Source organism: Paenibacillus sp. EKM212P, assembly GCF_011066115.1.
GTDB classification, from domain to species: Bacteria; Bacillota; Bacilli; order Paenibacillales; family Paenibacillaceae; genus Paenibacillus; species Paenibacillus polymyxa_B.
In genome coordinates, this window is sequence record NZ_JAAMNR010000004.1 from 583,173 (window position 1) to 600,246 (window position 17,074).

Here is a 17,074-nt window from a genome sequence, read left to right on the forward strand (position 1 = left end):
AACCTATGAAGCAGCATCGTTATCTCCCTATGACTGAACAGGATCAAACCGAAATGCTGCGTGTGGTCGGCGTTTCATCCATCGATGATTTATTCAGTGACATTCCAGAGGCCATTCGATATCAAGGGGAACTCCCTCTTTCTTCTCGGCTCGACGAGAGAGCCTTAACCCGACATTTGGCCGAGCTGGCCGGACACAACGCCAATACAGACACACATGCCAGCTTTCTTGGCGCAGGAATTTATGATCATCATATTCCGTCCGTCATCCAGCACATCACTTCACGCTCGGAATTCTACACAGCCTACACCCCCTATCAGCCGGAAGTAAGCCAAGGTGAGCTACAAGCCATTTTCGAATTTCAGTCGTATATTTGCGAATTGACGGGCATGGCTGTAGCTAATGCCAGCATGTACGACGGAGCGACTGCACTGGCGGAAGCGGGCTCACTGTCCGCCGCAGCTACCCGCCGTAAACAGCTTATCGTATCAAGGTCCGTCCATCCGGAGGCACGTCAGGTATTGGCAGCCTATGCACGCGGATTGGATTTGGACATTGTGGAGATTGGCTGTTCGGACGGGGTAACGGATGCCGATGCGTTAGCGGCGGCCGTATCGGAACAGACCGCGGCTGTTTTAGTCCAAAGCCCCAACTTTTTCGGAGCCGTGGAAAACCTGAAGCCGATGGCTGATCTCATCCATGCGCACAAAGGTCTTTTGGTCGTCAGCGCCAACCCACTGGCACTTGGCTTGCTGGAGACACCCGGCAAACAGGGCGCGGATATTGTGGTAGGAGATGCGCAGCCACTTGGCATCTCCTCTTCTCTCGGCGGTCCGACCTGTGGATACTTTGCCGTTTCTCAGGTACATATGCGCCGTATCCCCGGCCGTATTGTGGGTCAGACCACAGACCGTAACGGTAAACGCGGCTTCGTGCTGACCTTGCAAGCGCGGGAACAGCATATCCGCCGCGAAAAGGCCACGTCTAACATTTGCTCCAATCAAGCGTTGCTAGCTTTATCTGCATCTGTATACTTGTCTGTCATGGGTAGACAGGGGATCAAGGAAGTAGCCGAGCTAAATTTGCATAAAAGCCGTTATGCTTTAGAGCAATTGCTGAGCTTGAAGGGCGTAACTGCCTCATTTAACGCACCAACCTTTAACGAGTTTGCCCTTAGACTGCCTGAGGGTACGGATATGAGCAAACTCCAGGCCGAACTGCTAGCTGCTGGATTTATCGCTGGCTACGATTTGGGCCGGGACTATGAGGAACTTGCTGGTCACATGTTGATTGCCGTGACGGAGCAAAGAACCAAAGAAGAGATTGACCAATTTGTACACACCTTGGGGGGATTGCTATGACACACACCGGACAGGATCAGAAACAAGGGCTGTTGAAGGAACACGATCAAGCGCTCATTTTTGAATTGAGCCGTCCGGGTCGCATCGCCTATTCCCTTCCCGAGTGCGACGTTCCCCGTCGCCCGGTGGCAGAGCTTTTGCCAGATTATGCGCTGCGCAGTGAACCTGCGGCATTACCCGAGGTATACGAAGTAGACGTTATTCGGCATTATACCGCCTTGTCCCGGCGCAATTTCGGCGTGGACAACGGATTTTATCCGCTCGGCTCCTGTACGATGAAATACAATCCGAAAGTGAATGAGGATGTCGCCCGATATACAGGCTTCGCCAAAATCCATCCATATCAGCCCGAGGAGAGCATCCAGGGTGCTATGGAGCTACTGCATACGCTCCAAAATGATTTGGCTGCATTAACTGGCATGGATGCCGTCACACTTCAGCCCGCCGCGGGCGCCCATGGCGAATGGACCGGGCTGATGATGATTCGCTCATACCACGAAGCACGTGGTGAGCGACGTACCAAGGTGCTCGTGCCGGATTCCTCGCACGGAACGAACCCCGCCAGCGCAACCGTCGCGGGCTTCGAAACAGTCACCCTTCCCTCCACCCCTGAGGGGCTGGTGGATCTGGATGCGCTGCGTCAAGCCGTAGGAAACGACACCGCTGCGCTCATGCTGACCAACCCGAACACGCTTGGGCTGTTCGAGAAGCAAATCACTGACATTGCTGCCATCGTGCATGACGCGGGTGGTCTGCTCTACTATGACGGGGCGAACTCCAACGCCATCATGGGAATTACCCGCCCCGGCGATATGGGCTTCGATGTAGTGCATCTCAATTTACACAAAACGATGAGTACCCCGCACGGCGGCGGCGGCCCCGGCGCTGGGCCTGTCGGCGTAAAGCAACGGCTCATCCCTTATTTGCCCAAGCCGCTTGTCGTACGGGATCCGCAGGGGGTGTACCACTGGGACCGGGAACAGGGAGATTCTATTGGACGGGTTAAGGCCTTTTACGGCAACTTCGGTATTCTCGTTCGTGCCTACACCTATATCCGTAGCTACGGTCCTGATGGCTTAAAGCGTGTATCGGAATGCGCTGTGCTCAATGCCAATTACATGATGCATCGGCTCGCTCCACATTTTGACCTGCCCTACCCTGGACATTGCAAACACGAATTCGTAATGTCGGGGCGAGGCTTGAAAAAATTTGGAGTGCGCACGCTTGATGTAGCCAAACGGCTGCTTGATTTTGGCTACCATCCGCCCACAATTTACTTCCCGCTGAATGTAGAGGAGTGCATCATGATCGAGCCCACGGAGACGGAAAGTAAGGAAACACTTGATGCTTTTGTCGACACTATGATTCATATTGCGCGGGAAGCGGAAGAGAACCCTGAGCTGGTGCTCAATGCACCATATACTACTCCAGTCACACGATTGGACGAAACTACCGCAGCCCGCAAACCTGTACTGAATTGCTCATGCAGTTAAAAACAAATTCTACTTAAAGGATGCAAAAAAGCCGGTATCTAAATAGATACCGGCTGCTGTATGTACACAGCAATTTTTTTGTTGGAAAAAGATATAACCTTTGAAATGTAATACCCTTCCTTAGCCTTCGATGCTTTGAACCAATTCAACAACCTGTTCTGCTGTTTGCATGTCCAGAGCTTTTGTAGCCAGTTTTTCCATGTCCGCACGGGACAACTTGGAGATTTGGCTACGTGCTGGCAGAATGGAAGTTGCGCTCATACTGAACTCATCAAGTCCAAGACCCAGCAGCAATGGAATTGCTGTTGTATCTCCTGCCATTTCACCACACATACCAACCCAACGTCCTTCACGGTGAGCGGCGTCAATAACCATTTTCACCAGACGCAGAATGGATGGATTGTATGGTTGATACAGGTAAGAAACCCGCTCGTTCATGCGATCCGCTGCCATTGTGTATTGAATCAGATCGTTTGTACCGATACTGAAGAAATCCACTTCTTTTGCGAATTGGTCAGCCAATACCGCTGTAGAAGGAATTTCTACCATGATGCCCAACTGAATTTCTTCAGATACGGATACACCCTCGGCTACCAACTTTTCCTTTTCTTCCATCAAAACAGCTTTAGCTTCACGGAATTCGTTCAGCGTAGCAATCATCGGGAACATGATGCGCAGGTTACCATGCACACTCGCACGCAACAAAGCACGCAATTGAGTGCGGAAAATATCCTGGCGATCCAGACACAGACGAATAGCACGGAATCCGAGGAACGGATTCATTTCTTTCGGCAGGTCCAGATAAGGAAGTTCTTTGTCGCCACCGATATCCAAAGTACGGACTACAACCGGCTTACCTTCCATTCTTTCCAGAACGGTTTTGTACGCCGTATACTGTACTTCTTCGGATGGAAGCTTATCGCGTCCCATGTACAAGAACTCCGTACGGTACAAGCCCACGCCTTCACCACCGTTGTCCAGAACACCAGCTACATCATTAGGCGTACCAATATTGGCTGCCAGTTCGACATGGACACCATCGACAGAAACTGTAGCTTCGCCGCGCAGCTTGCGCCACTCTTCGCGTTGCTTGTCGTATGCCACCTGTTTAGCACGGTATTCCGCAACAATCTCTTCGGTAGGGTTCACGAATACGTGACCATCCAAACCATCAACGATAATCAAATCGCCGCTTTTAGCTTGAGACAATATATTTTTCGTTCCCACAACTGCAGGAATTTCAAGTGAGCGAGCCATAATAGCCGAATGCGAAGTACGTCCGCCGATGTTCGTTGCAAAACCTTTAACAAATTCACGGTTCAGCTGAGCTGTGTCGGAAGGTGTCAAATCTTCTGCAAGCACAATCGTTTCTTCGGCAATTTCTGCAGGACTAACAAAATGAACACCAAGCAGGTGATTCAGGATCCGCTTGGTTACATCACGCATGTCCGATGCGCGTTCTTGCAAATAGGCACTTTTCATGTTTTCAAACATGGAAATGAACTGTGTAGCTACTTCATTCAAAGCATAGTCAGCATTAAGCTGCTCGTCTCTGATTTTAGCTTTAACCGGATCGATCAATTCAGGATCATTCAGGATGAGCAGGTGAGATGCAAAAATTTCTGCTTTTTTCTCTCCCAGCTCCTGAAGCGTTTTCTCCTTAATCGATTCCAATTCGGTTTGAGATTTTACCAAAGCCGCATCTAATCTCGCGATTTCAGCCTCAACATCACCAACCGCGCGTCTCTCTACAGCGTAATTCGGATGCTCCAAGATAAACGCCCGGGCAATGGCTATGCCTGCCGAAGCGGCAATCCCGGAAATTTTAAGCATGAACTTCGCCCAGCCCTTCGTTAACGATTACATTTTCAAGAGCTTTCAGTGCTTCGGCAGCTTCAGCGCCTTCGCAGATAATGTTAATAGTATCACCTTGTTCCAGACCCAGAGACAATACACCCAGAATGGATTTCAAAGTTACTTTTTTACCGTTAGCTTCGGCAAAAGATTCAGCACCGCTGAATTTGTTAGCTGTATTTACCAGTGCAGTTGCAGGACGTGCATGGATACCGTCTTCATCCGTAATTCTAAAAGTTGTTTGCATAATTTGTTCCTCCCACTTTCCTAAAGATAATATTTGTTTACACGCAGTATACCAGATCATTGATCAGACGGCCTAAGCCGCCTAATCAACTAATCCGAAACACATAGAGTTTATTTTATCGTAATTATACCATCTTCGCCAGCCTTCAATACTCCAGTTTTGTTTAAAGTTACCGAAGAACCTTCTGGAAGGTTGGTAAAAATGACAGGTGAGATGATGGATTTGGCGTTTGCCTTCACGTATTCCAGGTCTACTTTCATAATAGGCTGGCCGGCTGACACAAGATCGCCTTCGTTCACCAAAACGTCAAATCCTTGCCCTTTAAGCTTCACTGTATTCACCCCGATATGAACAAGCACTTCTTTACCGCCATCGGATTGAATACCAATCGCATGCTTGCTCGGGAATACATTGAATACTTTACCATAAACAGGGGACACAATCGTTCCATCATTTGGCACGACCGCAAAGCCGTCACCTGTCATACGTTCTGCAAATACCGGATCGGGAACCGTCGAGATATCAACCAATTCGCCGTTAACAGGCATTACAATATCTTCTACAATAATGGTTTGTTGTTCTTCTCCAGCTTCCTTCTCCTCTTGTGGAGCAGGTTGCGCCGGAGCTGGTGCAGGTGTACGTCCAGCCATGATATCAGCCATTTGAGATTTAATGGTGTCCGAACGTGTACCGAAAATTGCCTGTACGTTGTTACCGACTTCAAGGACACCCGATGCGCCAAGTTGTTTCAGACGAGCTTTGTCAACGTTCGATTTCTCATTAACCTCGATCCGAAGACGTGTGATACAAGCATCCAGATGCTTGATATTCGATGAACCACCGAAAGCTGCCAAAATGTTGTGTGGGAGCTCGTCACTACTACCAGTTGCTGCTCCATCCACATTTTCTGTGGCTTCTTCACGCCCTGGCGTTTTCAAGTTGAACTTCCGTATGATGAACCGGAATCCGAAGTAGTAAATCACTGCCAAAATCAGACCGACGATGATCACATACCACCAAGGCGTACGGGTTGGAATAATCCCAAAAATCAGGAAGTCAATAAATCCGCCTGAGAAGGTCATACCGATTTTGACATGTAAAATTTGCATGGTCATAAATGACAGACCTGCGAATATACAGTGTACTGCAAACAGCAGTGGAGCTACGAACAGGAAGGAAAATTCCAGTGGCTCCGTAATACCTGTCAAGAACGAAGTCAATGCTGCTGAACCCATGATACCTGCTACATATTTTTTGTGTTCTGGTCTTGCTTCATGGTACATCGCAAGCGCTGCTGCCGGCAAACCGAACATCATGAATGGGAATTTACCCACTTGGAACGTACTTGCTGTCAACGCCACTCCATCGCGAAGCTGGCTGAAGAAGATCTGCTGGTCACCGTGAACGGTTTGGCCTGCTTTGTTAACATATTCACCAAACTCAAACCAGAACGGTGAATACCAGATGTGATGCAAACCAAATGGAATCAGCGCGCGTTCGATAACCCCGAACAGGAACGCCGACAAAGTTGGGTTGGAATACACCATAAAGTGAGATACTGCGTTAAGTCCTTGTTGAACTGGAGGCCAGATCAGAACCAATGCAAGTCCGACAATCAGTGAGGATACCGCCGTTGCAATTGGAACGAAACGCTTACCCGCGAAAAAGCCCAGATATGAAGGAAGCTCAATTTTGAAAAAGCGGTTGTACATGGCAGCGGCCAGTATACCGATGATTATCCCGCCGAACACCCCGGTTTGAAGCGTTGGAATCCCCAACACGTTCGCATAACCCGGTATTTTTTGAGCAATCAGACCAGGTGTGACACCCACGGCTGTACCCAGCGTAATGTTCATAACGAGGTAACCGATGATGGCAGCCAAACCTGCTACACCTTCACCGCCCGCCAGACCGACGGCTACGCCGACTGCGAACAACAGTGCCAGATTGTCAAAAACGATTTGTCCGGCATTCATCATGATCGTCGCTACCGATTGAACCCAGCCCGCATTTAATGCCGGAATATACTGGAGAAAATCAGGATTGACCAGCATGTTACCGATACCCAATAAAAGCCCCGCAGCTGGCAAAATCGCTACAGGAAGCATTAATGCTTTACCGACACGCTGTAAAACGCCGAAAAGCTTTTTAAACATACCTTCCACATCCTTCTCTGAAATTTAGAACAGAGGCAAAACAACAAAAAAGGCATGAGCCGATTTAAGTATGTTTGAAAACAACCTTGGGATATAGAATGCCCCAGTAGGCTGTAAACAATCATAACTTAAAACAACTCATGCCTGATCGAATCAGTAACACGTTAAATGTTCAGTTAATGTTCAGTTGTTGTCTTCCTCATTGCAAAATTGATTATAGCACCCGACTAAATGCGAGGCAATACTTTTTTATTCCGGTTTTATCACTTTTGTTGCTCCCCCTGCTCTTTGCGTTGGGACAACCGTTGCAGATGCATTGTCAAATAACTAACCTCAGCCGGGTACACAGATTTACGGAGTCTTTTCTCCATAATTTTCGTGAGCTTCCAGGCCAGCATATACATTTCCGGATACTCCTCATTCAAAAGCTTGTCCAATCGATAAATCTCCTGCACAATTTCTCCTCGGCGCACACGTTCAATTGCAAACCTCAGATGAGTCAGCAGACGAGAATAATCAAGAGATTGGAGAGGAATACGATAATCCAGTGTGCTCTCGACAACCTGAACCATATCCGCAATCAGACGAGAATCCTTCCTAACCTCGGAGATATGCTGGTTTGTCATGGCGCTATAAATATGCAGGGCCACGAATCCGATTTCATCTTCTCCCAGATCTACATTCATCTTATCCCTGATTAAAGCAACAGCCTGCTCAGCCATCTTGTATTCCTGAGGATATATTTCCCTAGTCTCATACAAAAACGGATTATGAATCGTAATTCCCTGTTTATGACGGTTGATGGAAAAAGCGATATGGTCAGTTAAAGCAATCAGTATGTGCTCATTTAGAGGCTTCTTTGCTTGAAGCTGAACAAGATGAAGCACCTCACCGATGACCTCAATGAGCTTTTCATCCAGCTCAGGAAGCAACCGTTTGTATTGCTCCTGCTCTTCATGGCTTTTTAATATAAATAATTTTTCAACTGAATCCAACGGCATAAGATCGCCGGGTCTGCGATTGAAACCGATTCCTTTTCCAATCACGACAACCTCATCATGCTCGGGATGCATCCCTATAATCACATTGTTATTCAGCGCTTTTGCCACTTTTAGGCTGCTCACATCCGCACCTCTTTTATCAGAACCTTGATCCTAAGAATTATAGCATGAAGCTCAGAGGAATCCACGTTAAAGTACCAAATATTCGGCTAAAGGTCAATAAAAAGAAAACGCTTTTCATCACATTGACGGGAAATGCTGTGATGAAAAGCGGTCTTTTGGTTAGGGATAAATGCTCCCTAAAGACTTATCGTTATTCTTTATCTGTTAGCGCTACCTCCACCGAGGCTGGAAGAGGCTGCTTATTCGCTTCACCGGAAGGCGGCACGGAATGAAGGCCTTTTTTCCCCGTGGTCAACCCCTTGATTAACTGCTCCACATCAATACCGGATACACTCTTCAGCATCTCGGGTGCCGTAGCCATCAGTTCGGTGACATAATTGCTGACACGCGCTGCTCCTTCTCCTTTTCCCGTATCAACTACGGTGAGTTTATCAATGGACGCAATCGGTTCGGCAATACGTCCAGCCAGATCAGGCAGCATTTTCACGATAATATCGAGCACGGCGGCCTCTCCAAACTTCTGGAACGCCTCCGCCAGTTTTTCCTTGGCCTCCGCTTCTGCAAGTCCACGCAAACGGATGACATCTGCGTCTGCCGTACCTTTGGCGCGTTCGGCATCCGCTTCTGCTTGCCCGTTGAGACGTTTTTGTTCAGCTGACGCTTTAGCCTGTGTCTCAATCGAGTATTGCAGCGATTCAGCCTCACGCATTTTACGCGATTTATCTGCTTCCGCTGCTTGCTCGACCGCATACCGATCGGCTTCTGCCTTCTTTTTCACTTCCGCATCATATTGCTTTTCACGTACCTGTATTTCTTTGGATTGAAGATCAATTTCCCGTTCTTTGCGCACCAGCTCGACCTTCATCTGCTCTTCGACAGCAGTCTGCTTGGCACGGGCCTCCTGAATGTGATAAGCCTGATCGGCTTCTGCCTTCGCTGTATCCTGTTCTTTCTTAAACGAAGCCACTTTCAGTTCCTTCTCCTTGGCTGCCTCCGCAATGTTGGTATCCCGCAGCAGTTCTGCCTTCTGGCCTTCCTGTTCCGCACGCGCCTTCTGAATCCGAGCATCCCGCACAGCCTCGGCTTCTGCAATCTCAGCATCCCGTTTCACAGCGGCAATTCTCGGCTTACCAAGCGCATCCAGATATCCGTGCTTATCACGCACATCTTTGATGGTGAATGAAACGATTTGCAAGCCCATCTTTTTCAGATCACGAGCAGCCACGCCCTGTACTTCCTGCGCAAACCGATCCCGATTACGATAAACTTCTTCCACTGTCATCGAACCGAGGATTGCGCGTAAGTGTCCCTCCAGCACTTCCTGAGCCTCTCCTCTAAGAGCCTCCAGTGGCTTCCCGATGAACTGCTCGGCTGCTGTAGCCACATCCTCAATAGAACTGCCGACCTTGATAATCGCCACACCATCCGCAATCACGGGAACTCCTTGCTCCGTATACACTTCCGGTGTGGTTACGTCCAGTTTATGGGACAACAGAGAGATGAATTCGGACTGCTGGAAAATAGGCCAAATGAAGGCACCCCCGCCGCGTACAATTTTAATTTTGCGTCCAGAGTCATCCTCGGAAATATTTTTATTTCCCAGAAAAGAGCCCGTCACGATCATCCCTTCATCCGGTCCTACCGTTTTGTAACGGGCCCAAAAAGCGATCCCTAATATAACGATAACGATGACAACAATCCCAGGGACCAACACAATATCTTGCAAATTTGACACTCCCGATCACGCTCCCTTCAAGTTAAGCGAATGCGCCGTCTATGTGTCCAGGTACGCTACGCGGACGACGCCCTCTGCGACCTCAACCACGACGATACGGGTTCCCGCAGCAAGCGGTTTGTGATCGAAGCTCGATGCTGTATGTATGGTGTTGCCTGCACCCAAGCGGATCATAACCTCCCCGTAACCAACCTCAGGTACAGGAATGGTGACCTCACCGATCCGGCCAGTCAGCTCACGCATGGAGAAGCCGCTGGATACTTCCGAATTCGCCATGGGCTTGATAAACGCAAAGAACACGAGTATTCCGATGACAAACGCAATCCCTAAAGCAAGCACGACGACCCACCCCATGCTCAGCCCAGTATACTTTGTCAGCAGAACTCCAGCTCCGCCAAAAGCGGTCATGGCTCCAAGTAAAACGACAGGTCTGAACCAATCGAGGCTCGGTAGCTCCAATGCACCATCCAGCCAACCACCGAGTACATCTCCAATCAGCACACTGACTACGGTAAAGATAGCGCCCCCTGCCAATAACCACCAAAATATGGTTTCCATGCGACTCCTCCTTCCATGTACCTTTTCAGTCTGGTTTCCAGTCTATAACTATGTTTACGTATTCAACCTTAAAAAGTTTCAAAATTTTCCTCCAATATCCCAAATCAAACCCAAAAAAGCACGTTTGTACGTCTAATGACGCACAAACGTGCTTAAAATGATACAAGTATCAGTTTACAGAGATGCTTTGTAAATTTCGACTACATCTTCGCGATTGAGCTTATTAAAACCACCAAAAGATCCGAATTTCACAGCTTTATCAGCCATAACATCGATCTGGGACGCATCAATATCGTAATCAGCCAGACGGCTTGGTGCACCAATCGAGTTCCAGAAATCACGCAACGCCTGAATACCTTCCAGCGCCACTTCTTCATCACTCTTGCCTTCTGGGTTTACATGGAACACATTGACGGCCAGTTGTTTGAAGCGTTCAGGCTTCACATGCAGATTGTGTTTCATCCAGTTCGGGAACAGAATAGCCAGCCCTCCACCATGTGGAATATCATAAACAGCAGACACCGCATGCTCGATATTGTGAGTAGCCCAGTCACCTGTCAGCCCCATGTTCAGGAAGCCGTTCAGCGCCATCGTACCACAATACATAATCGTTTCACGCAGCTCGTAGTTTTCCAGATCGTTGACCAGACCTGGAGCCGCATCCATGACCGTACGCAAAATCGTTTCGCACCAGCCAAGTTGGACCGGAGTATTGGATTCCAAATGGAAATAATGCTCCAGCGTATGTGACATCATATCTACGATTCCGTAAACGGTTTGATTTTGTGGCAGTGAGTATGTGTTTACAGGGTCAAGAATAGAAAACGCAGGGAACGCAAATACGCTGCCCCATCCCAATTTTTCCTGTGTTTTTTCATTTGTAATAACAGAACCCGCATTCATTTCAGAACCGGTAGCTGCCATGGTCAAAACTGTACCTAATGGCAATGCTGCCTGTGGTGCCGCTTTACGCTCTGCAAAATCCCACATGTCGCCATCATATTTTGCACCAACAGCAATGGCTTTGGAACAATCCAGCACACTACCACCGCCTACAGCCAGAACGAGGTCGATTTGATGTGTTTTACACAATTCCACGCCTTTATGTACTGTAGATAAGCGAGGATTCGGCTCTACACCAGCCAGTTCCGTTACCTCTGCACCAATTTCACCAAGCAAACTTATTACATTATCGTACAAACCGCTGCGCTTAATGCTGCCGCCGCCATATACAAGTAGTACACGTTTACCATATTTAGGAACTTCACGCTTGAGAGCCTCCAATTGTCCTTTACCGAAGATCAATTGTGTAGGATTATAAAATTCGAATGCTTTCATCGCAAACGCTCGCCTCCAATAGTTCTAAAGTTTAATGTTAAGAAACTACTCTATTATAACCTTTTCGGTTACAGGAAACAAATATGCTTTATTTTCAGAAAAAAACCACACTCCTTGAGGAGCATGGTTCAATGTCATATCTTGGGAGGGTTCTCGTAGTGTATTATGTGCTGCACCAGCGATTTTATTCTCCCAAAGTATATCCCAATTGTTTCATAAAACGACCAAACGCCTGCTGCCCGGACTCATTCCGTTTATACACTCCTGCATGCTCTAAAATTTCACTGAATTTCAGTCCAACTTCATTTTGTACGGTACGAACAGCCGTTTCCTTGTCAGGCAAACGACCGAACCGAGTGTTTAACTGATAAATCCAGTCTGCATGCTTAAACAGTGGATGTCCTTCCTGCTGCATAGCCACAGCCAGTTTGTCATCCCCACACAAAATATCTGCAATCCCATCCAGTTCATCCTTGAGCCGCCCCGGTAATATGGCAAGTCCCATAACTTCGATCAGACCGATATTTTCCTTCTTGATGTGATGCATCTCGCGATGAGGATGGAAAATACCTTCCGGATACTCTTCACTCGTTCGGTTGTTACGCAGTACGAGATCCATCTGATACCTGCCTTCGGAATCTCGGCGCACAATCGGCGTCACAGTATTATGTGGAATCGTTTCCCCCTCCTGCTCTGTATGAGAGAGGACATCAGCTACAGGATCACTATAAACTTTCCAGGCTTCAAAAGCAGCATTTCCCGCCTCCAACAGCGCCTCGGCATCTGTTGACGTAAAACGGATGACCGACATCGGCCAGTTTACAATCCCTGCTGTAACCTGCGGGAACGCTTCATTATGGTATACACCGTCCACACCCGCTTTTTCAATTGGGAATGTATGACGACCACCCTGAAAATGATCATGGGTCAGGATCGATCCGCCGACAATCGGCAGATCCGCATTGGAGCCAATAAAATAATGCGGAAACGCTTTCGTAAAAGCCAGCAATCGCCGCAGTGTATCCTTCGTAAGCTTCATCGGTACATGATCATGATGGAACACGATGCAATGCTCGTTGTAATACACATAGGGTGAGTATTGAAAAAACCACGGCTCCCCATTCAATTCCACCGGAATGATACGCAGATTTTGACGGGACGGATGATTTACTCTTCCTGCATATCCGACGTTTTCACGGCATAATTGACACTTGGGATAAACAGGCGGCGGCAAAAGCTTCGCCATCGCAATTTCCTTAGGACTTTTTTCTGGCTTGGACAAATTAATCGTGATTTCCATATCTCCGTAAGATGTCGACTGATTCCAGTACACATTGCTGGCAACCCGATCCATTCGAATGTAGTTCGAATCGATGGATAATTGATAAAAAGCATCTGTCGCCGCCTCTATGCCACGTTCAGCCTCCGTTTGATGAAAGTCACGGATGACTTCAGACGGTCTCGCCATCAGCAGTCCCATGATTTTGGAATCCAGCAAATCGCGATACGTATCTGTGTTTTCAGGGATAAGTCCTATGGCAAAACCATAATCTATCAATACATTAAGCACAGGCTGGAGAGCTTCGGGGGCCATAACGCCCCCTGCTTCCCCACCTGAATAAGGCTCCGAAAACCCAAACTGCTCCAACAGCAGATTACGGCTGTAATCTGTATCTTGCGGACCGATCAAGCCCTTGTTTTGTGCGAATGCAACCAGTTGCTCCACCGCATATAGAGCCGATTGCTGCACAGTTTCGTCGATGTCATGGGCCAGATGCCGGGAATGTTCCCGGCCTTGGCCTTTATCTGCGGATTGGCGCTCGCTCATATGTCATCGTCTCCCGTCTATTCGTCGCCGTAGCCGTGAGGGTGCGACTGATGCCATCCCCATGCTCCGCTAATAATATCCTCCAATTGGGTACGTGCTGGACTCCAGCCCAACACCGAACGAGCCTTGTCAGAAGATGCAACCAATATCGCTGGATCGCCTGCGCGGCGTGGCTCTGTAACAACTGGAATGTCGAGTCCAGTGACCTTGCGTGCCGTCTCAATAACTTCTTTCACAGAGAAGCCCTGTCCATTGCCCAAGTTGAATACGTTGCTGTCATTGCCTTCGCGCAAGTAATTTACTGCACGCACATGAGCATCCGCCAGGTCACTCACGTGAATGTAATCCCGAACACACGTGCCGTCAGGTGTCGCATAATCCTCACCAAACACAGCGATGTGTGGACGTTGCTTCAAGGCTGTCTGGAGCACTAATGGGATCAGATGGCTTTCTGGTCGGTGATCTTCACCGATCTTGCCGCTCTCATGTGCACCAGCCGCATTAAAATACCGTAAAGACACATATTTGATGCCTAAAACTCTATCAAACCACGACATCATGCGCTCCATCATCAGCTTTGTTTCACCATACACGTTGGTTGGCTCTGTACGGTCTCCCTCTTCAATCGGCACCTTTTCCGGTTCGCCGTAGGTAGCCGCAGTAGAGGAAAACACGATTCGGCGCACTCCAGCATCCTTCATTGCCTCCAGCAAGCTCAGCGTGCCAAATACATTGTTGTCATAATATTTACCAGGATTTTGCATACTTTCTCCAACCAGCGAGTTGGCTGCAAAATGGATAACTGCATCGATACTATTTTCAGAGAACAGTTTGGACAGTAATTCTTTATCCCTCAAATCCCCTTCATACAACTTGCCTCCAAGCAATGCTGCTTTGTGCCCGGTTTGCAAATTGTCCAGCACCACAACTTCTTCTCCCAGATCCAACAGTTCTGCTACGGTATGTGAACCGATATATCCAGCTCCACCTGTGACTAAAATGGCCATGTTATTCGTCCTCCTTCAGTTCTTTTACTCCGTCTCCTGCCTTGCATACATAAAAGCTGGCTTCCAGCGCTGTGCGGGTCTGATAAGCTTCGCCGACTTCCTTCACAAAACGTTCCACATCGTCCTCATGAACCAATGAAACCGTACAACCTCCAAATCCGGCTCCTGTCATACGAGCACCCAGCGTGCCAGGAATGCGTCGTGCTTCTTCAACCATGACGTCCAGCTCCGTGCAGCTGACCTCATACAAATCGCGCAATGAATCATGAGAAGCATTCATTAACTGACCAAAAGCTGCAAGTTCATTCGCTGCGAGAGCATCGACAGAGGCCAACACACGAGCGTTTTCCTCCACCACATGCTGTGCCCGCCGACGCACTGTTTGGTCCGCGATGTGATGCTGAAGCTCTCCGAAACGTGCCTCATCCAGCTGAGCGAGGTATTCCAGTGACGGCTCCTGCTGCTGTAAAATGGACAGTGCTTCGGCACACTGGCTACGACGCTCGTTATAGGCTGAGTCCACCAAACCGCGACGCTTGTTTGTATTGCCGATCACGAGCTTATAAGCCCCCGTGCGGAATGGCACTTTACGGTACTCCAACGTATCGCACATCAGCAGAATTGCATGATCAGCTGCTCCGTTCGCTACAGCGAACTGGTCCATAATGCCGCAATTGACACCAACGTAATTGTTTTCTGCCCGCTGGGACAACAAAGCGATCTCGACCGTATCTGTTTCCTGTTTTTCGATCGTGAGGAACGCGTATCCTGTAACAACCTCAATGGAGGCTGAGGAGGATAATCCAGCACCATTCGGTATTTCTCCATGATAGAGCAGGTCATATCCGTTAGACGGATAAACTCCCTTTTCAGCCAACTCTACCAGCACACCCACCGGATAGTCCACCCACTCATCCGTTTTGTTTTTACCTATTTCTCCACGGGGGATAGACACTTCATACGACAGGTTTGTCGAAGCAAAATGAATTTCATCATCATTGCGCGCACGAAGGATTAGCGTCGTTCCGAATTCCAGCGCAGCCGGGAGTACATAACCACCGTTATAGTCGATATGCTCTCCAATCAGATTGACACGTCCAGGTGCATGAAATATCCGCAGTTCATTGCTGCTTTCACCATATTTTTCAATAAAATGTTTCTTTAATTCAGTAGAGTTCATATCCGCATCCACCTCATATACCGTTAGTAAAGGCCCCCCTGATTTCCCTGTAACATCTTAATCAGGTTGACATCTCTTATGATTTCAGTATAAATGAAAGCGTCACACAATGTAATGCATCCATGTGTTTAAGCTATGGATAAATGTGACTTGGATATGTACAATGTAAGTATAGCGCATCCGCTAAACCATTCACAAATGCAGGAAGGATGACCCTATTTTGCAAGCGCATTCATATAGTTATGCCGTCGCCTCTAATCCGGTGTTTTATGAAAATAGCCCGCTGCATGTGCTTTTTGCAGGAGAGAGCCAAACCAAATCCGGTCATGCCGTGGGACCGAAAATCTATGATTACTATCTGCTACACTTTGTAGAATCGGGCAGAGGTATCTTCCGAACGGAACAGCACACATATCAGCTTGAAGAAAACGATTTTTTCCTTATTCATCCCGGTCAGCTGGTGAGCTATACCTCTGATGAAGAGGAACCGTGGCGTTATCGTTGGTCTGCGTTTACCGGGCACCATACTGAGCAGGTGGTGCAGGAGGCTGGGCTACGTGTTCACCAGCCTGTCTTTCATGCTTCCGATCAAAGTCCCATTCCCGGTTATTTGGAGCAAATGCAATTGGCCTTTTATAGCAGAAAATCTAGTTCTCATCTATCAGCCTTGGGCTATTTGTATCTGATTATGGGGGAAGCAGGCAATTACCTGAGTGACTGGACTGATCCGTCCGGGGCGGATTCGCAAATTCAACGTACAGTCAAGCAGATGGTTCAATATATGTCCACTCAGTACGCACACCCCGTTTCCATTGAGCAAATGTCTGAAGGACTTGGTTATAATCGTGCGTATTTGTCACGGATATTTAAAAAGGAAACGGGCATCTCCCCCGTCACCTATCTGCTTAAGCTAAGAATCGACAAATCACGTCAACTGCTGCGTGAGCGTCCTGAACTATCGGTAGAGCAAGTGGCCGCTTCGGTCGGACTAACCGATGCCTTATATTTCTCACGTCAATTCAAACGCTTCTGTGGTCAGTCTCCAACCGAGTACCGAAGCAAGGTTAAGCAATATCCACAGTCGTAAAACAGACTTAAACAGCCCGCATCCTTCAAACGGATACGGGCTGTTAATTTATATTGTAAAAGAGAACACGAAATTAGGCCGATGACTACAAATTAACTTTCGCCAT

At 48.1% G+C, this 17,074-nt stretch carries 13 protein-coding genes; 3 read left to right on the forward strand and 10 right to left on the reverse strand.

All coding sequences use genetic code 11. The features are described from left to right. Window positions 1-5 precede the first annotated feature (5 nt). Together gcvPA and gcvPB are read left to right on the forward strand one after the other, a co-directional pair. Window positions 6-1,361, forward strand: coding sequence for an aminomethyl-transferring glycine dehydrogenase subunit GcvPA (gene gcvPA / locus G9G54_RS15220; RefSeq protein WP_165178698.1), 1,356 nt, complete (start codon window positions 6-8; stop codon window positions 1,359-1,361). Further along, window positions 1,358-2,854, forward strand: a complete 1,497-nt coding sequence (gene gcvPB, locus G9G54_RS15225) for an aminomethyl-transferring glycine dehydrogenase subunit GcvPB (protein WP_076294374.1) — start codon at window positions 1,358-1,360, stop codon at window positions 2,852-2,854. The genes gcvPA and gcvPB overlap by 4 nt, the downstream gene beginning before the upstream one ends. A gap of 120 nt (window positions 2,855-2,974) precedes the next feature. Here gcvPB and ptsP read toward each other — a convergent pair whose 3' ends face one another. The 10 genes from ptsP to G9G54_RS15275 all read right to left on the reverse strand — a co-directional run bounded on the left by ptsP (window position 2,975) and on the right by G9G54_RS15275 (window position 15,881). Continuing rightward, window positions 2,975-4,687, reverse strand: coding sequence for a phosphoenolpyruvate--protein phosphotransferase (gene ptsP, locus G9G54_RS15230; protein WP_165178699.1), 1,713 nt, complete (start codon window positions 4,685-4,687; stop codon window positions 2,975-2,977). Further along, window positions 4,680-4,955: an HPr family phosphocarrier protein gene (locus G9G54_RS15235; RefSeq protein WP_013372579.1), complete on the reverse strand. Its 276-nt coding sequence runs from the start codon at window positions 4,953-4,955 to the stop codon at window positions 4,680-4,682. The genes ptsP and G9G54_RS15235 overlap by 8 nt, the downstream gene beginning before the upstream one ends. Window positions 4,956-5,065: 110 nt before the next feature. Continuing rightward, entirely contained in the window at window positions 5,066-7,111 is a 2,046-nt protein-coding gene (gene ptsG, locus G9G54_RS15240; protein ID WP_165178700.1) for a glucose-specific PTS transporter subunit IIBC, read from the reverse strand. A gap of 263 nt (window positions 7,112-7,374) precedes the next feature. Continuing rightward, entirely contained in the window at window positions 7,375-8,235 is an 861-nt protein-coding gene (gene glcT / locus G9G54_RS15245; RefSeq protein ID WP_165178701.1) for a glucose PTS transporter transcription antiterminator GlcT, read from the reverse strand. Window positions 8,236-8,425: 190 nt separating this feature from the next. Then, window positions 8,426-9,961 carry a flotillin family protein gene (locus G9G54_RS15250; protein ID WP_061829261.1) on the reverse strand — a complete coding sequence of 512 codons (1,536 nt, stop codon included), beginning with the start codon at window positions 9,959-9,961 and terminating at the stop codon, window positions 8,426-8,428. Between the two features lie 48 nt (window positions 9,962-10,009). Beyond that, a complete protein-coding gene (locus G9G54_RS15255) occupies window positions 10,010-10,528 on the reverse strand; it encodes a protease (protein WP_061829262.1) in 519 nt (172 codons plus the stop codon). A gap of 174 nt (window positions 10,529-10,702) precedes the next feature. Beyond that, window positions 10,703-11,866 carry an iron-containing alcohol dehydrogenase gene (locus G9G54_RS15260; protein WP_028542451.1) on the reverse strand — a complete coding sequence of 388 codons (1,164 nt, stop codon included), beginning with the start codon at window positions 11,864-11,866 and terminating at the stop codon, window positions 10,703-10,705. Between the two features lie 184 nt (window positions 11,867-12,050). After that, complete coding sequence (locus G9G54_RS15265; RefSeq protein ID WP_165178702.1) at window positions 12,051-13,694, reverse strand: UDP-glucose--hexose-1-phosphate uridylyltransferase; 1,644 nt, start codon at window positions 13,692-13,694, stop codon at window positions 12,051-12,053. A 17-nt stretch (window positions 13,695-13,711) separates the two neighbouring features. Further along, complete coding sequence (gene galE, locus G9G54_RS15270; protein ID WP_165178703.1) at window positions 13,712-14,701, reverse strand: UDP-glucose 4-epimerase GalE; 990 nt, start codon at window positions 14,699-14,701, stop codon at window positions 13,712-13,714. 1 nt (window position 14,702) lies between these two features. Next, entirely contained in the window at window positions 14,703-15,881 is a 1,179-nt protein-coding gene (locus tag G9G54_RS15275; protein ID WP_165178704.1) for a galactokinase, read from the reverse strand. Window positions 15,882-16,101: 220 nt separating this feature from the next. Here G9G54_RS15275 and G9G54_RS15280 point away from each other — a divergent pair, with 220 nt between their 5' ends. Then, on the forward strand, window positions 16,102-16,968 hold the full coding sequence (locus tag G9G54_RS15280; RefSeq protein ID WP_069290183.1) for an AraC family transcriptional regulator: 867 nt from the start codon (window positions 16,102-16,104) through the stop codon (window positions 16,966-16,968). Window positions 16,969-17,074: the final 106 nt, after the last annotated feature.